At 44.2% G+C, this 25431-nt stretch carries 24 protein-coding genes; 9 read left to right on the top strand and 15 right to left on the bottom strand.

Going from position 1 to position 25431, the window contains the following annotated elements; all coding sequences use genetic code 11:
* Window positions 1–21: 21 nt before the first annotated feature.
* The 8 genes from B4K11_RS05650 to pilM are packed head-to-tail and all read right to left on the bottom strand — an operon-like array spanning window position 22 to window position 8308.
* Window positions 22–1662, bottom strand: a complete 1641-nt coding sequence (locus tag B4K11_RS05650; RefSeq protein WP_292950693.1) for an AAA family ATPase — start codon at window positions 1660–1662, stop codon at window positions 22–24.
* 50 nt (window positions 1663–1712) lie between these two features.
* Window positions 1713–2807, bottom strand: coding sequence for a 3-dehydroquinate synthase (aroB, locus tag B4K11_RS05645; protein WP_292950691.1), 1095 nt, complete (start codon window positions 2805–2807; stop codon window positions 1713–1715).
* 9 nt (window positions 2808–2816) lie between these two features.
* A complete protein-coding gene (gene aroK, locus B4K11_RS05640) occupies window positions 2817–3341 on the bottom strand; it encodes a shikimate kinase AroK (protein ID WP_292950689.1) in 525 nt (174 codons plus the stop codon).
* Window positions 3342–3356: 15 nt separating this feature from the next.
* A complete protein-coding gene (gene pilQ / locus B4K11_RS05635) occupies window positions 3357–5468 on the bottom strand; it encodes a type IV pilus secretin PilQ (protein WP_292950687.1) in 2112 nt (703 codons plus the stop codon).
* A gap of 11 nt (window positions 5469–5479) precedes the next feature.
* Window positions 5480–6037: a pilus assembly protein PilP gene (locus B4K11_RS05630; protein ID WP_292950685.1), complete on the bottom strand. Its 558-nt coding sequence runs from the start codon at window positions 6035–6037 to the stop codon at window positions 5480–5482.
* Between the two features lie 10 nt (window positions 6038–6047).
* Window positions 6048–6644 carry a type 4a pilus biogenesis protein PilO gene (locus B4K11_RS05625; protein ID WP_292950683.1) on the bottom strand — a complete coding sequence of 199 codons (597 nt, stop codon included), beginning with the start codon at window positions 6642–6644 and terminating at the stop codon, window positions 6048–6050.
* Window positions 6641–7240 carry a PilN domain-containing protein gene (locus tag B4K11_RS05620; RefSeq protein WP_292950681.1) on the bottom strand — a complete coding sequence of 200 codons (600 nt, stop codon included), beginning with the start codon at window positions 7238–7240 and terminating at the stop codon, window positions 6641–6643. The genes B4K11_RS05625 and B4K11_RS05620 overlap by 4 nt, the downstream gene beginning before the upstream one ends.
* A 6-nt stretch (window positions 7241–7246) precedes the next feature.
* The gene (pilM, locus tag B4K11_RS05615) at window positions 7247–8308 is read right to left on the bottom strand and encodes a type IV pilus assembly protein PilM (protein WP_292950679.1); all 1062 of its coding nucleotides are present in this window, start codon (window positions 8306–8308) and stop codon (window positions 7247–7249) included.
* 168 nt (window positions 8309–8476) lie between these two features.
* Between pilM and B4K11_RS05610 the strand changes: the two genes are divergently transcribed.
* A complete protein-coding gene (locus B4K11_RS05610) occupies window positions 8477–10822 on the top strand; it encodes a penicillin-binding protein 1A (RefSeq protein WP_292959271.1) in 2346 nt (781 codons plus the stop codon).
* Between the two features lie 93 nt (window positions 10823–10915).
* Here B4K11_RS05610 and B4K11_RS05605 read toward each other — a convergent pair whose 3' ends face one another.
* The 3 genes from B4K11_RS05605 to rpmE all read right to left on the bottom strand — a co-directional run bounded on the left by B4K11_RS05605 (window position 10916) and on the right by rpmE (window position 13301).
* Window positions 10916–12163, bottom strand: coding sequence for a malic enzyme-like NAD(P)-binding protein (locus B4K11_RS05605; protein WP_292959270.1), 1248 nt, complete (start codon window positions 12161–12163; stop codon window positions 10916–10918).
* A gap of 118 nt (window positions 12164–12281) precedes the next feature.
* On the bottom strand, window positions 12282–13073 hold the full coding sequence (locus tag B4K11_RS05600; protein ID WP_292949008.1) for a thermonuclease family protein: 792 nt from the start codon (window positions 13071–13073) through the stop codon (window positions 12282–12284).
* Window positions 13074–13085: 12 nt separating this feature from the next.
* Window positions 13086–13301 carry a 50S ribosomal protein L31 gene (rpmE, locus tag B4K11_RS05595; RefSeq protein ID WP_292949312.1) on the bottom strand — a complete coding sequence of 72 codons (216 nt, stop codon included), beginning with the start codon at window positions 13299–13301 and terminating at the stop codon, window positions 13086–13088.
* A gap of 168 nt (window positions 13302–13469) precedes the next feature.
* On the opposite strand from rpmE, the gene B4K11_RS05590 reads away from it, so the two are divergent.
* The 8 genes from B4K11_RS05590 (at window position 13470) to B4K11_RS05555 (ending at window position 22247) form a co-directional block, all read left to right on the top strand.
* Entirely contained in the window at window positions 13470–15665 is a 2196-nt protein-coding gene (locus tag B4K11_RS05590) for a primosomal protein N' (protein ID WP_292949011.1), read from the top strand.
* A 180-nt stretch (window positions 15666–15845) separates the two neighbouring features.
* A complete protein-coding gene (gene argS / locus B4K11_RS05585) occupies window positions 15846–17531 on the top strand; it encodes an arginine--tRNA ligase (protein WP_292949014.1) in 1686 nt (561 codons plus the stop codon).
* Window positions 17532–17535: 4 nt separating this feature from the next.
* The gene (locus B4K11_RS05580; protein WP_292949017.1) at window positions 17536–18186 is read left to right on the top strand and encodes an SPOR domain-containing protein; all 651 of its coding nucleotides are present in this window, start codon (window positions 17536–17538) and stop codon (window positions 18184–18186) included.
* Between the two features lie 248 nt (window positions 18187–18434).
* Window positions 18435–18968: an ATP-dependent protease subunit HslV gene (gene hslV / locus B4K11_RS05575; RefSeq protein ID WP_292949020.1), complete on the top strand. Its 534-nt coding sequence runs from the start codon at window positions 18435–18437 to the stop codon at window positions 18966–18968.
* A gap of 11 nt (window positions 18969–18979) precedes the next feature.
* Complete coding sequence (gene hslU, locus B4K11_RS05570; protein WP_292949023.1) at window positions 18980–20317, top strand: ATP-dependent protease ATPase subunit HslU; 1338 nt, start codon at window positions 18980–18982, stop codon at window positions 20315–20317.
* 27 nt (window positions 20318–20344) lie between these two features.
* A complete protein-coding gene (locus B4K11_RS05565) occupies window positions 20345–20728 on the top strand; it encodes a DUF971 domain-containing protein (protein WP_292949026.1) in 384 nt (127 codons plus the stop codon).
* A 131-nt stretch (window positions 20729–20859) separates the two neighbouring features.
* Window positions 20860–21618, top strand: a complete 759-nt coding sequence (ubiE, locus tag B4K11_RS05560; protein WP_292949029.1) for a bifunctional demethylmenaquinone methyltransferase/2-methoxy-6-polyprenyl-1,4-benzoquinol methylase UbiE — start codon at window positions 20860–20862, stop codon at window positions 21616–21618.
* Window positions 21619–21635: 17 nt separating this feature from the next.
* Window positions 21636–22247, top strand: coding sequence for a ubiquinone biosynthesis accessory factor UbiJ (locus B4K11_RS05555; protein WP_292949032.1), 612 nt, complete (start codon window positions 21636–21638; stop codon window positions 22245–22247).
* Here B4K11_RS05555 and B4K11_RS05550 read toward each other — a convergent pair.
* The 4 genes from B4K11_RS05550 to B4K11_RS05535 all read right to left on the bottom strand — a co-directional run bounded on the left by B4K11_RS05550 (window position 22244) and on the right by B4K11_RS05535 (window position 25385).
* Window positions 22244–22657: a CopD family protein gene (locus B4K11_RS05550; protein ID WP_292949035.1), complete on the bottom strand. Its 414-nt coding sequence runs from the start codon at window positions 22655–22657 to the stop codon at window positions 22244–22246. The two genes, B4K11_RS05555 and B4K11_RS05550, sit on opposite strands and share 4 nt — an antisense overlap.
* Before the next feature lie 48 nt (window positions 22658–22705).
* Window positions 22706–23500: a DUF2927 domain-containing protein gene (locus tag B4K11_RS05545; protein WP_292949038.1), complete on the bottom strand. Its 795-nt coding sequence runs from the start codon at window positions 23498–23500 to the stop codon at window positions 22706–22708.
* 8 nt (window positions 23501–23508) lie between these two features.
* Window positions 23509–24171 carry a fumarylacetoacetate hydrolase family protein gene (locus tag B4K11_RS05540; RefSeq protein ID WP_292949041.1) on the bottom strand — a complete coding sequence of 221 codons (663 nt, stop codon included), beginning with the start codon at window positions 24169–24171 and terminating at the stop codon, window positions 23509–23511.
* Window positions 24172–24239: 68 nt separating this feature from the next.
* Window positions 24240–25385 carry an MFS transporter gene (locus B4K11_RS05535; protein ID WP_292949314.1) on the bottom strand — a complete coding sequence of 382 codons (1146 nt, stop codon included), beginning with the start codon at window positions 25383–25385 and terminating at the stop codon, window positions 24240–24242.
* Window positions 25386–25431 lie beyond the last annotated feature (46 nt).

The raw sequence follows: 25431 nt of genomic DNA, 5'->3' as shown, positions 1-25431 counted from the left end.
TAAAACAAATATCCTTTTGTTTTAATTAGACTTTTTCTTTCTTATGTCAATTTGAACACCTTGTATACTTCTTGCCCAAGGTTTCACTTTTTGCAGGTTTTTAGGCAGTTTTCTAATCGATGCATTCGCTATATCACGATTAGCATACCACCCATAAACAACCACATGCCAAGGGAGGCCTTTATACACCGTCTCAAAATGATGAAAGTCGCTAGAATTGGACTGAGCGGCAATAAAACCCAACGCGCTCTCTTTAGATCGAGCACCCGACATCTGCAACGTATACCCCGTCGCGGGCCAAGACAGTAATACATTTTCAGACGTATTTTTGGCCTTAACTACCTGAACGACGTCCTTTAAACTCGATTTAGAACTTTCAGTAGGTTTAGCGCTAATAGAGGGTTTAGAGCTTAAAATAGGTTTAGAGCTAGCCACAGGCTTCGGGCTTAAATCAGCTTCAGATACTGCTACAGATGGAGGATGCTCTACCACCACTTTGGACGAGTTTGGCTTTACTACTGGCACAGAATCAGCAACAACCTTTTGTTCATCCACAACGCCAGAGCTGCTTACTGGCGCACTTTGAATAACTTCTCGCAGCTCAGTTTCAAGTGAAACTGAAGGTTTTTCTGCAGAAGTCTTCACAAGAGAAAGCTTCTCTTCTTGTGCTAAAAGGCGTTTTTCAAGATCACTTTTAGCGAGATCACTCGCTGCATCATCTTTCTTATCAAGAATATTATCAGCGCCGTCCACCACATCAACGGCCACTATACCGGGCTCTGCCCCCTTACCCTTGAAGTTTTCTCCCTCATTGCCCGTATCCACTGAAAGAGGTAATGACACTCGATCCTCCAGCACCACTACATCAACAGGCAAAGCCTCTTCTTCCGGAATGAATTGCCACAAAGAGACGCCAACTATAGCGATCAGGAGTGTAGCGATACCTGCCATATGCAAAGCAGGTAACGGAAAAGCGCGTTTCCCTCTGCTGGAAGTAGATGGAGCAATTTTCCCCCCTGCCAATAACGTTTCAACACGTCCAGGCATACCAGAAGATAGCTTAATTAACTCGAGTTTTTTCTTTTCAGGAAGAGTGGCAAGAGCAGGATGACAAAGCTCTATATACTCTGCGGTTTCTTCGGCCGCCATTCCCTCAATCACTAGATGATGAACCCGCCCTTCCATATGTTTAACAGCATCCATCTCTAACAGAGACGATGCAAAATCATCTTCCGAGACCAGCAATACCTGAGCATCTGCGACATGCAGATTTAGGAGGAGCGCAAGCGCACCATCTGATAACAATTCAGCATCATCAATAGCAATTAGACATTTCTGACCAGACGACTCTAGTGATTTGAGTTGCAGATGAAAAAGATTTAATTGCTCGGCATAACTACTTCCAATACTTTCATGTATTGGAAACTGCTGCATTAAATGTGCTAATAGCTGCTGTTCACTTATTTCTGCTTCAGGGCGAACCAAACAAAAACACAAAGTGCTATCTGAATCATCCGGCTGCAACTGAGAAAGAAGAATACTTTTACCCGCGCCCCTTTCACCGGAAACAAGTAATAGAAAATCTGAAAAACGAACAAAGTGCTTCAATTTATCCAATAATTGAAGGCGACTTGGCGGCTCAAAATATATATTTTTTTTCATGATGCCCGTTCGTCAGCTAATCACATTAAAATTTAAAACGACCTACACATTTAAGCAAAACGCCCTAAATTTTTGCCAGCATTTAGTGTTTCCATCAGCGTAGAGGCTGAAAAATCAGATGTAACAAACGCTTTACCAATTTCCCTCAGCAAAACCAAGCGTATACTACCGTCAATCACTTTCTTATCCACTGCCATCAGATCAATAAACCTATCTGCAGCCATAGACTCCGGTGGATAAAGAGGTAAATCAGCAGCCTCTAAAATTGCTCTAATGCGCTCTACATCACTTTTAGAAATATAACCTAAGCGACAAGATAGGTCTGCTGCCATCATTGTGCCAGCACCTACAGCCTCACCGTGCAACCACTCACCATAGCCTTGATCAGCTTCAATAGCATGACCAAACGTATGCCCTAGATTTAAAAGAGCCCGAATCCCGCCTTCACGCTCATCTTGGGCAACAACTTCAGCCTTTATTTCACACGAACGGTATATCGCCTGCTCTAAAAGATCAGATTGAAGCCCCATTAAACCATCAATATGATCCTCTAGGTAACAAAGAAAAGCTTCATCATAGATCAAGCCATATTTGATGACCTCCGCCATTCCCGCAGCGAGCTCTTTTTCTGGCAATGTGTTCAAAACATCAGTATCAATAACAACACATTGAGGCTGATGAAAAGCACCAATCATATTCTTACCTTGAGGATGATTAACGCCTGTCTTGCCGCCAACCGAGGAATCCACTTGAGAGAGAACAGTCGTTGGAACCTGGATAAAATCAACGCCCCGCTGATAACACGCAGCTGCAAACCCCGTCATATCACCTATAACACCACCACCTAAGGCAATAAGCGTTGTTGTACGATTGTGACGATTACTAAGAAGTGAATCAAAAATAGAATTAATCTGGTCGAGGTTTTTATACTGCTCACCGTCCGGCAGAATAATTTCATCAACTTGAAACTGTTTATCCAGCGTACTTTTCAAGCGATCTAAATACAAAGGCGCAATAGTTTCGTTTGTAACGACCAACACTTGTTTGCCTGAAATGTAAGGAGCCATTAAGCCCTTATCTAATAACCCTTGACCAATAAAAATAGGGTAGCTTCGCTCCCCAAGGTCGACTTTCAACGTTCGCATAATACCTTCTTACTCAGACTCGAGAGGGGAGCTTGCTTTTAGCTGGTTGATTATTTCGGTTACCACTGTTTTTGGATGACGCTTATCAGTGGCCACAACAATATCCGCGGAATCCAAGTAAAGAGGATGACGTATAGCCATTAACTCTTCTAACACGGCCCGTGGATTATCAGTTTGAAGTAGTGGACGGTTTTTATCCCGAGAAGTTCGCTCTAATTGCTGTTCAACAGATGTTTCAAGATATACAACAGTTCCATTAGCCTGCAAAGCGGAGCGATTTACCGCACTTAAAACGGCCCCCCCACCCGTAGATAGAACCACATTTTTACTAGCAGTGAGGGAATTAATCACAGACTCTTCACGACCCCGAAAGCCTGACTCCCCCTCAACGTCAAAAATCCAAGGTATATCAGCGCCTGCACGCTTTTCTATCTCTCGATCAGAATCTACAAACTCAAGCTTTAATTCCTGAGATAACAATCGACCTATGGTGCTTTTCCCAGCCCCCATAGGCCCTACAAGAAATATGTTCAATTCAAAAAACCATTACTACTGAGTTAAAGAGTTACGCACTAATTTGGGCGTAATGAATATTAGCAACTCTGTTTTCTCTGAAGTGTTCTCTTTATTACGAAACAGAGCACCCATGATAGGCAGGTCACCCAATAAAGGCACCTTATTCACAGTTTCACTGGACTCAGTCTTAAATACACCACCTAAAACAATTGTCTGACCATCAGGTACCACAACCGTAGTCTGTAGTTCATTATTATCAATACTAAGCTCACCGTTTGGTAAAACCTGACCTATTGAATCCTGCTTAATAACCAAGTCCATCGCTATTCGGTCACCTGGATTAACTCTTGGCGTAACATCAAGACTTAATACAACATCTTTAAATTCAATATTAACCTCACCATTCTCAACCGTCTGATAAGGAATTTCTGAGCCTGATTCAATTTTTGCCTGATTGCCATTTGTTGTCAAAATTTTTGGCTGCGAAATAATTTCAGCTTTACCGTCAGATTCCAATGCCGATAATTCAAGCGCTATCATTGAACTCGTGCCAGGAGCAAAGCCTATAGCAATTTTACCCACTTGTGTTGCCGTCGCACCTAAATCAACGTTCAAACCCACATCTGTTGGAGGTGAACCAAAATCGATAGAGCCGAGGTCGGGATTCACAATCCATCCTTGACCATCATCTACATCGTTGTAACCAAAACCCCATTTAACACCTAAATCTTTAGTGACGTTAGAAGTGGCATTAACTAAGCGCGCCTCTACAAGCACCTGCTGAACTTCAACATCAAAACGACGCAAGGTATTTCTAATTTCTTCAATTCCTTTAGCTGTTTCACGCACCATCAGTACATTGGTTTCATCATCAGCCATGATAAAGCCACGCTCAGAAACCAACTTAGCACCTTGAACAGCCCCCATCATCTCAGATGCTTTACGATAATCGACTTGAATAAATTCAGTACGAAGTGGAGCAAGTTCTTCAACCTTTTGCGAACTCGCTAATTCTTCGGCCTCTCGCTGTGCAATTTCAGAGGCCGGTGCAATAAGCAAAACATTACCCACCGTACGCTGATCTAAGCCTTTGGTTTTTAAAATAATATCAAGCGCCTGATCCCAAGGTACATTTTTCAAACGCAATGTAATATTACCACCTACAGTATCGCTCACTACTAAATTAAGCTCAGCAACTTCGGCAATAATCTGTAACACAGAACGCAATTCAACATTTTGGAAGTTCAGATCAATCTGTTCACCACTAAAAGGGAATAGGTCTTTATTTCTATCATCCTTTTCTGCTTGGCTTAAAGGCTTAAAATCAAGTATCAACTTATTATCTGTTTGATAAGCCAGATATTCATAAGGCTCAGCACTTGGCTTAATCAATATACTGGTATTTCCACCATTAGCCATTGAATCAATAAACATAACCGGCGTAACAAAGTCTTGCACATCTACACGCTGCTCTAGCGCTCTTGAAAGATCGGCACCAACAAGATTTACAACAACATTATTACCTTCCTCTTGAATATCTACACCCGCTTTATCATCCGACAAGCTGACCGTAACACGACCTATCCCCCCCTCAACACGTTCAAAGTCTAATCCTTGAACTTTCGAGCGTTGTGGTTCAAATGAAGTTTTGCTGCCAGGCGTAGTCGATTTTGCAACCATATTATTCGCAGAAGATGAACTCACAACAGGAGCCTTAGAATCTGAGCTTTGCACAACCACAAACAAACTATTGCCTTCGGTGAAGGTTTTATAGCTTGAAGGTTCATATAGTTTTGTGACAACTCTTAATCGGCCATCAGTCTGAGCGAAACTTACACCATCCACACTACCTGTTTTAACATCGAGGGAGCGGCTAGCTAAGTCATTCTCCACTCCCCATAAATCCATCACTAAACGAGCGGGTTGATTAATCATATAAGCTTGAGGAGCAGGAGGCGCTGAATCAAAATCAAAACGCAACTCTATTTTGCCCCCTGGCAGAGCTACAAAATTTGCATTTTTCATTAAAACTTCAGCTGCCGCCCACTGCGACATTAAAAGACTGAACAAAGCGACACCTAACAAGCGCGTTACAGCGAAGGTACGTTCTTTAATATCAGTCATCATGGGAACCCAAATTTTCACAATAATATCCCTTATTCCTGCTCATCTAAGGCTAGATTTCGTGGTCGTTTCATCCAACCACCACGCCCATTCGTTACAATTTCAACCAACTCTATCTTTCGCTCATCTAACGACTTTATCACACCAAAATCCAGCCCCATATGATCACCGATAGTAACCCTATGAATTTCTGAATTTTGATCTCGAATTAAAGCCCATAACTGATTATCAATTTTTTCGGTAATAGTACCGACCATTGTTAATTTATCCAGCGCAAACGTCTCTAAATAATCCTTTTCTCTGGTTTCATCTGGTTTAATACCATTAGCCGCCTCTTCATTGGGCTCCTCTTCAAGATCCACTTCCGCCACCAAGGGTAACAAGGCAACAAAAGGCTCACGCATAGAGGCCCCTTCATATATAAAGCTACGATAGGGTTTAAATTCAGGCAAAGGTGCTATCGTACCTTGCGGCGCAGCCTGCGCATCAGCAATAAAAACCTTGAGGTCACCTTTATCATCAACCCAGTCAACACAACCCGTTAACTGCACAAGGAGAAAAAACATTACACAAGCTCTAATCTTATACATGCAAACCTCCTTATTGAGTATCATCAAAGCGATATGTTTTAGCGCTTATCCGCATGCTGACACCATCCGCTTCAGGCTTAATAGCGTAATCATGCAAGGTCACAATTCGAGATAACCCCGCGACACCGCTGACAAACTGCCCCAACTGGTGATAAGAACCCGCAACACTAATATTAATCGGTAATTCGATGTAAAAGTCCTTTTTAGACTCCGATGCAAGCTTAATGGATCCTATATCTAAGCCACTATCAGAACCTAAATTTGTAATATCATCCAACAAACCAGGCACTTCTTTCTCTGTTGGCAGCTGTTTCTTTAACTCTGCAAACTTAGTTTCTACATCCTTCATCTGCTGCCTCAAAGCTGGCAAACTAGCGACCTGAAAAGCCTTTTCCTTATAAACATTTTTCAGATTAGCTTCTTTGGCGATCTCTCTTTTTAATCCAGACTGCTTATCCGTAATATAAAAATGCCACCCACCAGCAACAATCAATGCAATAACTAAAAGATAGCAAACAAACTTAACCCCAATTGGCCAGTTACCCGCACTCGACAAGTCCATATCATTGATATCAAACCCTTTAAAGGCATCCTTTAAAGCACTCATGACTTACCTCCCTTGCCTTTTTTTCCTTTCTTCCCCTTCTTGCCTTTGGTTTTTTCTGGCTCTTCAGTTCCAGCGATCCCAACTGAGAGTTTAAAGGAGTTCATACCATCACCTGATTTGCCTACACTACTCAAATTTGGCTCACCAAACCAAACTGAGCTATTAAGATTTCTCATCAATGCTGACACATCTAAATTATCAGTGGCCATACCCGTAACGGCAACTTTATTTCCCTTACGGTTCAATGACTGATAATGAATACCGTCCGGTAGCACCCTTACCAATTCATCAAAATTTCTTACGATAAGAGGCCTTGATGCCTGCAGATTCTGAATAGCATTCATTCGCTCTAGCAATCTTGCCCGCTCTTCCTTGAGCTTTCGTATTGCCGCTAAGTCTTTATCCAGCTTCGCTGTTTCCGCTTTTAAGAAACTATTCCTATCGTTTTGACGATCTTTCATCAAATCAAAATAGTAGCCAATTGCAAATACAATTAAGGCCGCAAGGACTGCAGCCCCTAGAATATTCATAGAAAAGGCTTTCTTTCTTTCATCTGCGCGCTCTTCGCGCCAGGGTCTTAAATTGATAGTAGCCATCTGTCCCTAGTCCTCGAATCCACGCATTGCTAAACCGCATGCTTTGACCAAAGAAGGCGCGTCCCTCTCAAGCCGCGAACGGTTTACTCTTGAATTAACCCCCATAGGAATAAAAGGGTTCGCCATCTCTGTTTTTATACCTAACTCTTCAGTCAGCTGCTCGGCAAGCCCTTCAATTGTTGCTGTACCACCTGACAGGTAAAGTGCAGACAGCTCACTATGAGCTCCTGATGAGTAAAAAAACTGCAGTGAACGTGATACTTGCTGAGCTACAGTTCCTCTAAATGGAAGAACCACCATCTCATTGATCTCAGGCGTTATATCATTCAACCGAAGCGATTGTTCAACCTCTTCGATACTCATCCCATATTGCTGATGAATAGAATTTGTTAGATCATTCCCGCCAAACGCTTGCTCTCGACTATAAACAATCTCTTGGTTCTTAAAGACATTAAGCGTTAGTGTTGCGGCACCAATATCTACCACACCAATCAGAGATTCAGTTTGAGGGGTTTCAGGAGATAGAAGCGAAAAAGTTCTTTCAACCGCATAAGTGTCGACATCAACCACCTGGCACTGTAAACCTGCGCTATTGATAGCATCCTCACGCTGTTCAACATCACCTTTACGGCACGCAACCAACAACACCCGATTCAAATTATCATTATTCTCAACAGGGCCAAGCACTTCAAAATCTAGCGCGACCTCATCGAGCGGGTATGGAATGAATTGATCTGCTTCAACTTTGATCTGATCTTCTAACTCGAATTCAGAAAATGATTGATTCATCTCAATCCTCTTCGTGATCACCGCTGAAGCGGGAACGGCGGCAATAGCTGACGACATCTTTCCGCCGGCAACTTTAATTGCTTTTTCTAGTGTTGATGCAACCTCAGCCACATCCTGAATATTCCCATCAATCACTGCAGTGGGAGGTAGGGATACAACCGCATAGGCCTCTAAAGTGTAACCGCTACCGCTTTTAGACAGCGCAACGAGCTTAACCGATGAGGAGCCGATATCCAGCCCAACCAAACTACCTGACTTGCTTCCCAAAAAGCCAAACACAAATATATTCCCTAACTTAATGCTGCGTTAATGTGTGTTTACTACTCTATTCTCACTCTACCGCTTATAAGAACAAATTAAAAATTCAATATACGCTAGAGCTTAGCACCAACCTGTCTATATAATAGACGTTAATTTTCCTTTAACTACCAGATTAGCATGTCACCTATGTTTTCGCTTTTCAAACTTTTGTTTAAATTAGGTATTTTTTGTTTTGTCATCGGCTTAGTTTCCTTGGCAAGTGCCTACTATTATTTCTCACCACAACTTCCTAATGTGGAGACATTACGCGACATTCGCTTCCAAACCCCTTTGCGAATCTATTCACATGATAAAAAGTTAATCGCCGAGTTTGGAGAAAAGCGAAGAACCCCTATTCAATTCGAAGATATCCCACCACAATTTGTACACGCATTAACAGCTGCAGAAGATAGTCGTTTTTTCGACCATTTCGGCATTGATATTAAAGGCCTTACCCGCGCAGCATTTCAACTTGCCACCACAGGTAAAATACAAAGCGGCGGTTCAACCATAACCATGCAGGTAGCCAAAAACTTTTTCCTAACCCGCGAACGAACCTTCAGCCGTAAATTCATGGAGATCCTTTTAGCACTTCGCATAGAACAAGAACTCAGCAAAGAAGAGATCTTTGAACTCTACATCAACAAAATCTATCTAGGCCACCGATCCTACGGCATACAAGCGGCAGCTAATGTATATTACGGCAAGAACATCGAATACTTGAGTCTTTCTCAGCACGCAATGATTGCTGGCCTACCTAAAGCACCTTCTGCATTCAATCCGATTACCAACCCTAAGCGCGCAACTGAACGTAGAAACTGGATTCTGAAGCGTATGCACTCCCTAAGCTTAATCGGCGATCAGGAATTACAAGAGGCAACACAAAGCCCCGTCACCGCAAAGTATCACACAAGCGATATAGAGCTACGTGCATTCTACGTTGCAGAAATGGTTCGAAAGTCTTTATACGAACAATACGGCGAGAACCTTTACACTGACGGCTACGTTGTACACACAACGCTAAAAAGCAATCTACAAAAAACAGCCAATGAGGCCGTATCTAATGGGCTCATTGCCTATTCTGAGCGTCATGGCTATTTAGGTGCCGAAGATAACTGGGATATCACACTCCCCCTTACGGAACTACAAAAGAAACTTAACAAAACCATTAGCTACGGAACGCTGGCACCAGCCCTAGTCCTCAATATATCCGAAAAAAGCGCTGAAGTTTTGCTAAAAAACAACGAAAAAGCGGTACTAGAATGGGAAGGGATATCTTGGGCCAAACCATACAAAAACGTCAACTGGACAGGAAAGTCACCTAAAAAAGCATCCGACATCCTTAAGATTGGCGACCTGATTAGAATAAGAGAAAAAGAAGGCAAAATTTATTTAACGCAGGTTCCTAAAGTTCAAGGCTCACTTGTAGCACTCAACCCTAAGAACGGGGCAATTGTTTCTTTGGTTGGCGGATTCAATTTTACGCACAATAAATTTAACCGGAGCACTCAAGCCGTTAGGCAACCAGGATCAAACTTTAAACCGTTCATCTACGCGGCAGCACTCGACAAAGGCTACTCAGCAGCTTCTCTAATCAATGATGCTCCTATTGTCTTTCATGACTCAAAACTTGAAGGCAACTGGCGACCACAAAACTCTAGTAGAAAATTCTATGGCCCTACACGCCTTCGCATGGCGCTTTATAAGTCCAGAAATTTGGTCTCTATAAGATTATTAAGAGCTATCGGCATACCTGCCGCACAAGACTATCTCGAACTAGCAGGGTTCGATCGCAGCAAACTACCGAACAACCTATCATTATCACTCGGCAGCGCTGATGTTACGCCACTAAAACTAGTGACAGGCTACGCAACCTTCGCCAATGGCGGGTACAAGATTGAACCTTATTTTATCGAACGAATAGAAAATTCGTTTGGCAAAACACTATTTACCGCCGAGCCCTTGATAGCCTGCAAAGACTGCTCCGACCAGCAAGACACTACTGACTCACTCGCTCCCCGCATCTATGATGAGAAAGTCACATTCTTGACCTACAACATCATGCAGGACGTCATTCGCAGAGGCACAGCCAGAAAGGCTCTAGTCTTAAAAAGGAACGACATTGCAGGTAAGACTGGCACTACCAACGAGCAAAAAGACGCTTGGTTCTCTGGATTTAACCAAGATTACGTTGCAACAGCTTGGGTTGGATTCGATCAACCCAAAACATTAGGCAGAAGAGAGTTTGGAGGCACCGCAGCGCTTCCAATCTGGATCGATTTTATGCGAGAAGCACTGAAGGACACCCCCGAAAAAGCACCGACCCCTCCAGAAGGGGTTGTCAGCGTTAAAATTGATCCTAAAAGCGGCAAACGTGCTTACCCTGGCCAAACAGATGCAATCTATGAGTTCTTTCGCCTAAAGAATGTACCCTCAGGCTATGCAACCCCATCTAACAAAGGCACAACAAATGCGGCCGAAGAGCTATTCTGATCAAAAGAACCTTCAACATTGAACCAATAACCAAGCAAAAAGCAGACACAAAAAAACCGGCAGATGCCGGTTTTTTTTCACTTAAAGCTACACTTATGAAAGTGGGTAGCTCTCAGGTAGCGGCAAACGCGCCACACCAGAATCAATCGCTGCTTGAGCCACTGCAGTAGATACAGCACCCAACAAACGAGAATCTGTTGCTTTAGGGATAATGTATTCCGCACCAAATTCAAGAGACTCTAGACCGTAAGCATCTAGTACTTCCTGAGTAACAGGCTGTTTAGCAAGATCAACTAGAGCACGAACAGCTGCTGCTTTCATCTCTTCATTAATTGCTGTCGCACGAACATCCATTGCACCACGGAAGATGAATGGGAAGCCCAATACGTTATTTACCTGGTTAGGGAAGTCAGAACGACCTGTTGCCATGATTACGTCATCACGTGTTTCATGAGCAAGCTCTGGACGAATTTCTGGATCTGGATTTGCGCATGCAAATACAACAGGGTTAGCCGCCATTTTAGCTAGCTGCTCAGCAGAAAGAAGGTTTGGACCTGACAGACCAACAAAAACATCAGCGCCTTCAATTGCATCATCCAACGTACGCTTATCCGTTTCAGAAGCAAACGCAGCCTTTTCTGGTGTAAGGTTTTCACGGCCAGAATGGATAACACCGGTACGATCGATCATGTAGATATTTTCGATCTTAGCACCCATATTAACAAGCAATTTCATGCATGCATTCGCTGCAGCACCAGCACCTAGACAAACAATCGATGCTTCTTCTAGAGTTTTGCCAGCCACTTCCAACGCACTGATCATACCAGCAGCCGTTACAATCGCAGTACCGTGCTGATCATCATGGAATACAGGAATATTACAACGCTCAATCAAAACGCGCTCAATTTCGAAACACTCAGGCGCTTTAATATCTTCTAAGTTGATACCACCAAACGTATCAGCAATACGTGCAACAGTGTCAATAAACGCCTGTGGGCTTTCTGCATCTACTTCAATATCAATAGAGTCTAAACCAGCAAAACGTTTGAACAGCAGCGATTTACCTTCCATTACAGGCTTAGAAGCCAAAGGACCTAAATCACCAAGACCTAAAATTGCTGAACCGTTTGTAATTACCGCAACTAAGTTACCTTTTGCCGTATAACGGTATGCGTTTTCAGGATCCTTAGCAATTTCGCGAACCGGCTCAGCTACACCTGGGCTATACGCCAAGGAAAGATCAAGCTGAGATTCAGCTGGCGTAGATAGTTCCACACTGATCTTACCTGGACGAGGAAACTCATGGTAATCAAGCGCGGCTTGTTTCATATCATCAGACATAGCTGCTGTTCCAATCTAGTTAAAAAGTCGAACCCTGAACTATATAGAAAAGCACTTTAGCGAACAACCACATAAGCCCTTGACATGACCCTTTTTAACCTCCAATTGATCTAAAGTACTAATCTATTGAAAATTCGAAGTCCGTTTTATCGGACAAATTCATAAACCACGGCTGGTAATGGGAAGGAGCCGAAGCTGATTTAGGTTTCACCCAGCCACGAATGCGGACAGTTTCCCCGACAGCTTTCTGCCATTCAAAGCGTTCAGAAAGCCCCTGACCAACCTCATGACTTACCTTAATCGCAAGCAGGTCATCAACTTCAACTATCCAACCCGACCTAATAGGCTTAATCGCTGAAATCTTACCTATCAACAACCGGAAGCCCGACTCTTTGTCTTTAAGGTCAGTCACATTCTGCCAAGGAGAGATCTTCCATAGCCCCCTACCAGCGAAAGCTGCACTCTCTTCAGCACGCTTAAAACAATCCGCAAATTGAACATTAGGCGGTATACCAATCTGATAAGCCAACCCAGCACTTAATAACTGCTCAGCAACAGACTCACCGTTTATATATAGATGCCCAAGCCAACGCTTATACCTATCCTGCTTTTCGATACCTAAAGACAAGCTCACATCAGCGCCACGCAAAAGAGCTTTTAGCTCAATCGTCGCTTCACGGGCTAGAAATTCGGCTGGCTGCGTGTCTTTTTTCTCTTCAGGTGTATTAATGCCTATTAAGCGAATCTTGCGACCGTCGGATAATTTAACCGTATCGCCATCATAAACATACGCCACCTCAACTTTTTGAGCGGACGCCGGATCACCACACTGCGCATGACTATAATTCGCCAAATTGCAGGCAATAAAAAAGGCGCCACATAAAAGAAGCGCCTTTTTTGAAATTCTCATTGTCAGCGTAACTTACTTTTTCACGCCGCGAGCGCCGAAACGCTTGTTGAAACGATCGATACGACCACCAGAAGTAGCATCTTTCTGCTTACCTGTGTAGAAAGGGTGGCAAGCGGAACAAACGTCCAAGTGAAGATCTTTGCCTAGCGTTGATTTAGTTTTAACAACGTTTCCGCAAGAACAAGTCGCAGAAATTTCAACGTAATTAGGATGGATATCAGCTTTCATGGTAAACCTCATAATATTCATGCCGCCACCTGATCTTCTGCCAAGCACCGCATTGATTTAAACTACCAGCTAAAATCACCGGTACGTTAAGATAGGCGGCGGATTATACGCATGCGTATACGGCATATCAACTTATAAACGCTTAAAAAATGAGCAACCACTAAATTTATGACCATTTTACGTTTAGCCATTCCAAGCCCTCTACGTCGCCTTTTTGACTACCTACCTCCAAGTGACGTGGATAACGCTCTTTTAGAGCCGGGCATTCGTGTATTAGTTCCCTTTGGCAAAAGGGATGTTATTGGCATTTTAGTGGAAGTAACCAACACCAGCGATTTTTCAATCAACAAACTTAAGCATGCAAAACAGCTACTCGATTCAGAACCGCCTTTACCTCAACATCTATTTAAACTGGCTCGTTGGGCTGCGAGTTACTATCAACACCCTGAAGGGGATGCTTTACAACACGCCATCCCTGTACTTCTTCGAAAAGGCCAATCATGCGAATACCAGCATGAAACTCTTTGGCGTGCAAAAGAGGGAGCGAACACAGATACATTAAAAGCCAACGCTCTTCGCCAAATAGAGTTACTTGCACTGCTTATTGAACACCCCCAAGGTATTAGCGAAGATGCCATAAGAGCGGAAGGCGGAAATACACAATCACTAAAGGCATTAGAGAAAAAAGAGCTAATCGAGTCATTTCATCGCGAGCACAAAACAGATTACGGGCAAGTACTCCGAGAGGCCCCTCTTACACTTAATAATGAACAAAAATCCACATTAGAGCAGATCAACAAACCAAAAGGGTTTGCTGTCAGCCTTATAGAAGGCATTACCGGATCAGGCAAAACCGAGGTATACCTTCAAGCCATTGAAAAAGTCCTGAATGAAGACAAACAAGCATTAGTGCTAGTTCCAGAGATTGGGCTTACCCCGCAGACAGTCACTCGTTTCCAGCAACGTTTTAACGTTCCCATCGCAGCTTTGCACTCAAACCTTACCGATAGGCAACGTTTAGACGCTTGGCTACAAGCACGAGAAGGCGTTGCACGGATCATAATAGGCACACGTTCGGCTATTTTTACGCCCTTATCGCATCCCGGCATTATCATCATAGATGAAGAACATGACCCTTCATTTAAGCAACAGGATGGATTTCGCTATTCAGCCAGAGATATTGCCGTCATGCGTGCTAGGGCAGAAGAGACTCCCATTGTATTAGGTAGCGCGACCCCCTCATTAGAAACTTTACATAATGCCATCGAGGGGCGTTATCAATGGTTAAAGATGACCCAGCGAGCAGGCAACTCCGCACCACCCGCGTTTAAACTACTTGATATACGACAGGAAAAGCTGAGCGAAGGACTGTCTAAACAACTAATAACCGCTATTGGCCAACACTTAAACAATGGCACGCAGGTTCTCGTCTTTCTGAATCGCCGAGGATTTTCACCTACATTAACGTGTAATGACTGCGGCTGGATCGCTGACTGTACCCGCTGTGATGCTCACATGACCCTGCATCGCTCTCCCCCACACTTACATTGCCACCACTGTGATAAACAACAAGGTATTCCTCAAAGGTGCCCTGAATGCAACAGCGACCAATTACAACCGGTAGGCGTCGGCACTGAGCGAAGTGAACAAACCTTAAAGCACCTATTCCCTGACCACCCTGTCATCCGTGTTGATCGTGATAGCACGCAAAGAAAAAATGCGATGCATGACATTATGGACAAGGTAAATACTGGAGATCCATGCATTTTAGTCGGCACCCAGATGCTCGCTAAAGGCCATCATTTCCCCAAAGTTACGCTCGTTGCCATCATTAATGCGGATAGCGGCTTATTCAGCGCTGACTTCAGAGGAATGGAGCGTACGGCTCAATTAATCCTCCAAGTTGCAGGAAGAGCAGGCAGAGCTGACCACCCTGGGAGCGTCATGATGCAGACCTACCACGCTGAACACCCTACCCTGCAAACACTCGTAGAACATGGCTACAGCGCCTTCGCCCAAGAAGAGCTACATAACCGTCGCATAGCCCAACTCCCACCCTATACCCATTACGCCTTATTAAGAGCAGAAACCACAACAAAATATCGGGCAGAATCTTTTCTAAGCGCGTTACGTCAACAACTTGAAGATGACATGCTACTTCCACACGGCGTTCATTGGATAGGGCCTTTTCCATCACCGATGGAGAAACGCGCAGGCATGCACCGAGCACAACTCATGATTTATGCGGAAAACAGGAAAAACCTACACCAGTTACTAGCCAATCTTTGCTGGTACTTAGAACAGAATAAAGAGGCACGAAAAGTGCGTTGGTCAATTGATGTTGACCCAGCGGACACTTTTTAAGCAGAAGAAACACTTTCCCCCTTAACAAGAAGCAGATTAACAGGGATAATGTTCGGTTCTTTAGAGGCCGAACTTCGCTTTAGGTGTTTTGTTAATTTACGTCACTGCCAAAAAAGCAGTTAACGAAAGCCCTATGCGCCTCCCGGCCCACCGACTCACCCAAACGGTATATGTACGCTAATGAAACACGTTATTGCAGAACTGATCGACTCTGCCCTGAAAGTATTGATTGAGAATGGCGCTCTGCCTGAAGATGTACAACCTAAAATTATGGTTGAAAATACACGTGATAAGTCACACGGTGATTACGCATCTAATATTGCACTGACATTAGCAAAACCAGCACGCTGCAATCCTCGCCAGCTCGCGGAAAAGCTTGTTGAAGCACTGCCTCAATCAGACAACTTAACCCGCACTGAAATCGCGGGACCTGGTTTTATTAACTTTTTCATTAGCGAAGCATCAACTAACAGCCTCATCACCTCCATTCTTGATCAAAAAGAGAATTACGGGCGCAACAATGAGGGTGCGGGCAAAAAAGTTCAGGTTGAGTTTGTTTCTGCTAACCCAACTGGACCACTGCATATCGGCCACGGTCGAGGTGCGGCGGTAGGTGACTGTCTTTGCCGCATCATGGATGCAAATGGCTGGGATGTAACCCGTGAATTTTATTACAACGATGCGGGGCAACAGATCAATAATCTGGCCCTTTCCGTACAGGCTCGCTGCAAGAACTTAACACCTGATGATGAGAGCTGGCCTGCAGATGGTTACCGTGGTGATTACATCATTGATCTAGCAGAAAGCTATATGCGCGGTGAAACGGTTGAATCTGAAGACCAATCATTTACCGGCGCAAAAGATGCTGAAGACCTAGAAGCGATCCGTCACTTTGCAGTTGCGTACCTTAGACGCGAGCAAGACTTAGACCTGAAAGCCTTCGCTGTAGATTTTGACGTTTACTTCCTTGAATCTTCTCTTTATGCAGAAGGCAAAGTAGAAGCAGCCGTACAAAAGTTGATCGAAAATGACTTCACATACGAAGATGGCGGAGCACTTTGGCTTCGCACAACAGACTTTGGCGATGACAAAGATCGCGTAATGCGCAAAAAAGATGGTGGCTACACCTACTTTGTACCCGATGTAGCTTACCACCTAGACAAATGGCAACGTGGTTTTGATACAGTAATCAATGAACAAGGCGCCGATCATCACAGCACTATTACGCGCGTACGCGCAGGTCTGCAAGCACTCAAAGCAGACATTCCACAGGGCTGGCCTGACTACGTACTACACCAGATGGTTACGGTTATGCGCGGCGGTGAAGAGGTTAAAATATCTAAACGTGCGGGCAGCTACCTGACCCTACGCGACCTGATTGATGAAGTAGGCCGCGACGCAACACGTTACTTCTTAGCGGCTCGAAAATCCGATAGTCATCTAACGTTCGATATCGATCTTGCTCGCTCTCAATCTGCTGACAATCCGGTTTATTACATTCAATACGCCCACGCACGTGTTTGCTCAATTTTCCGCAAGCTTGCAGAAAACAACTTAACTTGGGATCTGGATACAGGTAAGGCGGCATTAACGCACCTAGAACTAGAATCTGAGAAGAATCTAGTCATCAACTTAGGTCGCTACCCTGAAGTTGTGAAAAATGCAGCCAATGCACGCGAGCCTCATCAGATAGCGAATTATCTACGAGATCTAGCAGGCGACTTCCACACCTACTACAACTCAGAAAAAACACTGGTTGATGATGAAAACGTACGTAATGCACGTTTAACATTGGCTGTTGCCGTACGCCATGTTTTGGCCAACGGCCTAGACCTTCTCGGCGTAACGGCTCCGGAGCAGATGTAACCCTATGGCATCCCGCAAGGATTATGCGAAAAACAAGCGCGGCTCAGCATCTGCTAGCCGCTCTCGACCTGCGCCTAAGAAAGCCCCTGCGAAAGCAAAAAAACGCTTTCCTACAGGCTTATTAGCAATCACTCTTCTGCTATTAGGTGGTTTAGGTTACGGCCTTTTCCAGCTAACTCAAGTCGACCCGGATCAAAAAACGCATACACCTATTGCAAAAACGAGCCCTAAACCAAAGCCAACCGAGAAAAAACCGGTTCCAAAACAGACCGTAAGCACTCAAGCTCCTGTTACCGACAAATCAACTGTCTCAAACGATAAGCAGCGTTTCGAGTTTTACGAAATGTTGAAAGAAAGCGAAGTCGAAACCTCGACTGTGAATGCTTACAAGTCCACACCTAAAGACGCTAAAACTCAGCATAAATACCTGCTCCAAGCGGGCTCATTTAAAGCCAAAGCTGACGCTGAAAGAATGCGTGCACAGTTAATTTTGCAAGGTCTGCCAAATGTTCATACGGATATCAGTAAAAGCAAAGATGGGAGCACATGGTACCGGGTACGCTTAGGGCCATTTGATAATCGTTCAAGACTATCTAAAGCTTACGATAAACTCGTACAGCAAAACATTCAGCCGCTGCGTATTAAACAACCGTAAACAGCACTCTACTATCTATTTAAATATCTCTTTAAATGGTTCTTTGGCTCACCCTTTAGTTCAGATAGCCCACATCCAAGAGTTCAGGCACTTCAGCCTATTGTCTGAACTCATTAAATCGATTTACACCTTGAATTTCATTACACCGTCACCATCTTCCTCTATATCTGTATTAAGAAACTGTGACTGCCCGCCACATCGATTTATATGCAGCACAGAAAATTCAAACCTCCCATTAGGAGCAAAAAATGACAACGATTGTATCCGTTCGCCGTGGAGATACCGTAGTAGTTGGCGGTGATGGCCAAGTTTCTTTAGGCAACACTGTAATGAAAGGCAGTGCAAAAAAAGTAAACGTGCTAGCTAAACATGCAGTCATTACTGGCTTTGCCGGTTCCACCGCTGATGCAATTACCCTTCGCGACCTATTTGAGCAACAGCTTGAAAAACACCAAGGAAATATCGTCAACGCAGTTATCCATCTTGCACGCGAATGGCGTAGCGACCGTGTTTTACGACGCTTAGAAGCACTTATGCTGGTCGCCAACAAAGAGAAAACCTACCTTATTTCCGGCAGCGGTGATGTGATCGAACCTGAGGACGGCGTTATTGCTATAGGTTCTGGCGGCAACTTTGCATTAGCAGCAGCACGTGCACTCGTTGACAACACAGAGCTAGAAGCCAAAGAGATTGTTGAGAAAAGTCTTCATATAGCGGCCGGTATTTGTGTATTTACCAACGGCAATTTAACCATTGAACAACTTGATTCTATCGCCAGCTAAGGAGCTAATCGATGTCAACTATGACCCCACGTGAAATTGTATCCGAGCTGGATCGCCATATTATCGGACAAGACGAAGCTAAACGAGCAGTCGCCATCGCCTTAAGAAATCGCTGGCGCAGAATGCAACTGAACGATGACCTTCGCACAGAAGTTACACCAAAGAACATTCTCATGATCGGCCCAACAGGTGTTGGTAAGACTGAAATTGCACGCCGCTTAGCTAAATTAGCCAACGCTCCCTTCATTAAAATTGAAGCAACAAAATTCACCGAAGTTGGCTATGTTGGTCGCGATGTAGAGACTATCATCCGCGACCTTGTAGACATGTCAATCAAGCTACTTCGCGAACAAGAGATGGAAAAAGTACGTTTTAGAGCGGAAGAAGCTGCGGAAGAACGTGTTCTAGATGCTCTTTTACCCCCTGCCCGCCCAGCGAACCCAGGCGAGCAATCAGCTGAACGCGAAGATAGCGCTACACGCCAAGTCTTCCGTAAAAAATTACGTGAAGGCCAACTAGACGATAAAGAGATCGATATCGACATTGCTCAACCACAAATGGGCGTTGAGATCATGGCTCCTCCAGGTATGGAAGAGATGACCAACCAGCTTCAAAGCATGTTTTCCGGCATGAGCGGTGGTGCTAAAAAGCAATCACGTCGCATGAAGATCAAAGAAGCGTTCAAAATGCTAACCGATGAAGAAGCGGCAAGCATGGTTAAAGAGGACGAGCTAAAGCAGAATGCTGTAGAACTTGTTGAACAACACGGCATTGTTTTCTTGGATGAGATCGATAAAGTCTGCAAAAGCGGCTCAAACAATAGCGGTGATGTCTCTCGTGAAGGTGTACAGCGCGACCTACTGCCACTTATTGAAGGCAGCACTGTAAGCACTAAATACGGCATGATAAAAACCGATCATATCCTATTTATCGCATCTGGCGCATTCCACCTAGCTAAGCCCTCTGATCTTATTCCAGAGCTTCAGGGCCGCTTACCAATTCGTGTCGAACTCAACGCTCTGACACCGGATGACTTCCGTCGCATCTTAAAGGAACCGAAAGCCTCTCTAACTGAACAATACAGTGCGCTGCTGAAGACTGAAGGCGTTGATGTAGAGTTTACCGATGAAGGTATTCATCGCGTGGCTGAACTCGCTTTTGAGGTAAATGAAAGCACTGAAAACATTGGTGCTCGACGTCTACATACGATGATGGAACGCTTGCTAGAAGAGCTATCGTTCTCTGCATCCGACTGCTCAGGTCAAACAATTACTGTAGACAAAGCGTTTGTTGACCAACAACTGAGTGAATTGAGCCAAGATGAAGATCTTAGCCACTATATTCTTTAACTTTATTCCGTATTGAAAGGGTCAGACATGTCTAAAGCGCCACTACCAAGCGAGATTAAGCTACATAAAAAATCCCGCACTTTAGAGTTAACTTATGCAAACAAGCATTTTGAGTTAACCGCAGAGTACCTTCGCGTTCACTCACCTTCAGCAGAAGTACGTGGCCACGGGATTGGTAACGGCGTACTCCAAACCGGCAAAAAGCTGGTCGGGATCAAGGAATTAATACCTGCTGGAAATTATGCTCTTAAAATCGTCTTTGATGATGGTCATGACAGCGGTATTTACACTTGGGACTGCCTTCATGACCTGAGCCACAATCATGACCATTATTGGAACACCTATCTTGCTGAACTAGCAGAAGCAGGTGAAAGTCGCGATGGCGGACTGATTGCTGTAGGTAAGGCCTAACACCTTATTTCTCTTTAGAACGATACAGAACAGACCCCAGAACCTGTCTGAAGGACATTTTCAAGACAATGCCTCTTCAGATAGGTACAATTCGAGCACTCAATTTAAGACTAACATCAGGACATGAAAAAATGACTGACCAGCGTAATGACGACACAACCCACTTTGGCTTCGAAGATGTTAAAAAAGAAGAAAAAGTACAACGTGTTGCAGATGTATTTCATAGCGTTGCTGGTAAGTACGACATTATGAATGACCTGATGTCTGGGGGCGTCCATCGTCTTTGGAAACGCATCACTATAGAGCAGAGTGGTGTTCGCACAGGCAATACCGTACTCGACATAGCAGGCGGTACTGGCGACCTTACCATGCGTTTTTCTCGTCTAGTTGGACCAAGTGGCAAAGTCGTTCTTGCCGACATCAACGATTCGATGCTTAAAGTAGGTCGAGACAAGTTGATGGACAAAGGGATCACTGGAAACGTTGAATTCGTACAAGCCAATGCGGAAGCTCTGCCCTTTCCTGACAACACGTTCGACGTTATCACCATTGCGTTTGGACTTCGTAACGTTACAGACAAAGATGCAGCACTGCGCTCAATGGCACGCGTCCTTAAGCCTGGCGGCAAGTTAATGGTGTTAGAGTTTTCCAAAACTGATAACCCACTACTAACCAAGGCTTACGACTTTTACTCGTTTAATATTCTACCGCACATGGGATCGGCCATCGCAGGCGATGCTGAAAGCTATCGCTACCTAGCTGAATCGATTCGCATGCATCCTGATCAGGAAACGCTGAAATCGATGATGCAAGATGCAGGATTGACCAACTGCCGTTTTAAAAATATGACAGGCGGCATTGTTGCCCTTCACACAGGCATAAAACCTTAACTGCTAAGGCAAAATCAATGATCGAGATGTTACAAGCCACGCTATTTACAGCGATTGAAGAAGCATGCAATAAGCTCCTACAGCGTGACCATGTTACGCTTAAACATCTCGAGAGCCTAAGCGGAAAAGTTATTTGCGTACAACTCAACACCCCAGCATTAACAGCCTACATCCTTCCCAATGCTGACGGACTGCAGATTCAATCGGTTTATCAGGATGATGCCGACGTCACACTGAGCGGTAACCTTTTAGACTTTGTCACACTTATCTCTAGCGAAACTAAGTCTGATGCTATGTTTGGGAAAACCATTCAAGTCATCGGGGATAGCGCCCTAGCAACGCGTTTTCAAGAAATCTTACAAGAGACTAAAATCGATTGGGAGGAGATGCTAGCAGGCATTATTGGCGAGTTACCGGCCCACCAACTGGCCCTTTACGCTAGCTGGAAACTATCTTGGTATAAAAACACCGGCAACAGTCTGTTACTTAACTTTGATGAATATCTAAAAGAAGAGGTCCGGCTAATACCTACCCGCCCCGAGGTAGACAACTTTTATAGCGAAATAGACGCGCTAAAAGAACGTGTTGAACGCTTAAACGCAAAAATCCTTGCTAAAGCTGGCACCTAAAACGGCTTTACGACAACAAAAATCAAAATTGGGATAAAAATCAGCAAAGGCAACTCATTAAACAAACGGAAATACCTACCACTACGATCTAAACTTCCTGCACGCATTTTATTCAGATAAGTTTTACACCAATAGTGATAGCCCATTAAAAGTACGACAAAAAACAATTTTGCATGCAGCCAGCCACCGCTAAAACCGTAACCCAACCAAAGCCATAAACCCAACCCCAGCGTAAACAAAGCCATCAACGTCATAAAGCCGTAAAGCTTCCCCGCCATGATCTCTAGACGCGCAACATCCTGCCCAGCTTCGAGGCCTTCCACATAATGCACAAATATACGCGGCAGATAGAAAATCCCTGCCATCCAACTAGTCATCGCTAAAATATGAAAAGCCTTATACCACAACATAGTTACGTCCTTTCGCCCTTTTCTATTGTCCTTACAAAGTATCTAAATCTAATATCCTAACAACGGATAAAGCTCGCCGCTTTTGACATCAGAATTCGCTGATTTAATTGTACCGTTTTTCTGCCACTGCTTTAGTAACTTTTCTAAAACAGGCTTAACACCGGCCTCACTCATACCCGATTTAACCTCAGGGCTGTATAACATTTTTAATAACAACCCGTCTAATCCTGACAGCAGATCTTCTGGCGTTTTATCATTAAAGATAGAGGGGTAAACAGCTTCGGAGTCATTTGGCAGCCCCATCACCTGCGTTATCTCTTCGACAATGCATGCCACCAGTTTCCCATGCATACGCGCTTGATCAACAGGGATAATGACACCGGCACTCACTATTTCGCTGCGACCATTTATACTAAAGCTAGCCATACATACGGCACCATGTACTGCAGATTCAGCTTTAGAACCAAACAACTTACCCACTTGTCGTTTCCAATCTTTCTGCTGGGTAAAAACAATTGTAAAGTTCGCATCTTTCGCTGACGATGTTAGCTTAATAGGATGTTGAGTTAATGCGGCAAGGTGCTTTATATGCATATTGACCAAATCAGTATGCAAACCTTTGTCACCGACCTGATGGTCGATCCAGATATGAATTGGCTTCTCCCAACGACGCACAACATCACTACCAAAAGAATATTCATTGCGCAGCGCTACTTCAGTAAACGCTTTAAGCAGATACGAGGGTTTCTGCCAATGCAACATATGGGAAGCGCCTGACGCGATAGAGCTATTCAGCAGAACAAAACCAACTAACGCGTATAAAAAAGAGTGCCTACTAGCCATTAGATAGCTCAAAAAGCATGAGTAGAAATTTTAATGCAATCGGCAAGCTCTACCTCTAACTGGTCACCCGCTTGAATTGGTCCAACGCCTGCCGGAGTTCCCGTAAGAATCACATCACCCGGCTCTAAGGTAAAAAACTCACTGCTATGGCAGATCAATGGCAATACCTGATTCAGCATATGCGCACTATTACCATCCTGTCGAACTTCGCCATTCACAATCAGCTTAATATCAACATCCTGTAGGTCAGAAATTTCCGCTGGCTCAACAAAAGCAGATAACGGCGCGGCACCGTCGAAGCCTTTAGATTTTTCCCAAGGGTGGCCTTTAGCTTTTAACTTATCTTGCAGATCTCGCAGGGTTAAATCTAACCCCAGCCCAATACCCACAATGGCATTTTTCGCTTCTTGTATAGTGGCATTACTTAAGCGTTCGCCAATTAAAACACACATCTCAGTTTCAAAATGAACGGTTCCATTTGCCTTAGGAATTTCAAATGGCTGAGCCATATCAACCACACTTGTCGATGGTTTAATAAACAACATTGGCTCAGTTGGTATTGGATTATTCAATTCTGCCGCATGATCAGCGTAATTTCGCCCAACACAAACCACTTTTCCTGTAGGCAAACCAACAGCTGTACCATCAATAAAGCGATGCTGATAACTCATTAAAACCCCTTAGATAGCAACATTAATTATGAACTCAGTTTACTTGTCACAAAGCATACGAGCTAGCTTTAAGCGCTTAAGACTCGAAAATGAAGTCTAATTGCCAAGCTAAACGTAATAATCAAAACAAATATTGATCCCAATACAACACCTTCCCAACCGTAATATTGCCAGAACGGAGCCAGATACAATCCTCCCAAACTAGCCCCAAGATAATAAAACACTAAGTAAGCGGAAGAAGCAGCGGCCCGAGAATGCGTCGCCTTATGCGAGACCCAGCTACTCGCAGTTGAGTGAGCTACAAAGAACCCAAATGCATTGATGAGAAAACCCAGTACGATCAACCATAGTGATGACATTAAGGTGATTAAAGTACCTACAACAACAATCAAACAGCCTGCGGCAATAACTAATGGCTGAGGAATACGTGAAGTTATATAACCTGACATCGCAGAACCTAAAGTCCCACTAAGGTAAGTTAAAAACAGCAGTCCTAAAGCGCCTGCAGACAGATAATGCGGTTCAGCCGACAACCGAAACGTTGCATAACTATATTGGTTAATAAAAATAAAGAAGTTCAGGCCGCCGATGATATAAACCACTCTCAATAGCGGGTTCTTCAGATGGTCTAGGATATTCAAAAAAACTTGTTTAGGTTGGACCATCGCAGAGGAAAATCCCTTCGACGGCGGCAACAACCAAGCAAATACACCAATACAGAAAAGGTTCATCACACTGATAACAACAAACACTTCCTGCCACCCCAACCACTGCCCTATAGCTCCGCCGATCAAGCGCCCGCCTATACCACCTAAAGTATTCGCACTGATATATAAACCAACCGCAACCGGCAAGGCATCACAACTAAACTCATCTCCCATATAGGCAATGGCTATGGCCGGTAATCCAGCCAAACAGATACCCTGTATTCCCCGCAGCCACAACAACTGTTCAAAGCTATCAACTTGAGCCAAAGCGACACTACACAAAAGCACACCAATCAAGCTCAAACTCATCAACCGAATACGACCTAGCGCATCGGATAAAGTACCAAACAGAAGCAGTGAGCAACCTAACGTCAACGTAGTTAAGGTTAAACTCCACCCCGCCTGTAAGGGGGTAACCTTGAACGTTTCCACCAGCATAGGTAAGAGAGGCTGGGTAACGTACACATTGGAAAATATCATGAACGAGCCTAAGCATAATGCGATCATGGCCTTAAGAAACGGCTTACTTCCTACCTCAATCACCTGCTATACG

The sequence above is a fragment of the Neptuniibacter sp. UBA6509 genome (assembly GCA_002435145.1).
In the GTDB taxonomy this organism is placed as follows: Bacteria; Pseudomonadota; Gammaproteobacteria; order Pseudomonadales; family Balneatricaceae; genus Neptuniibacter.
The sequence above is the reverse complement of the archived record's forward strand: the minus strand, read 5'-3'. Positions and strand labels throughout refer to the sequence as shown.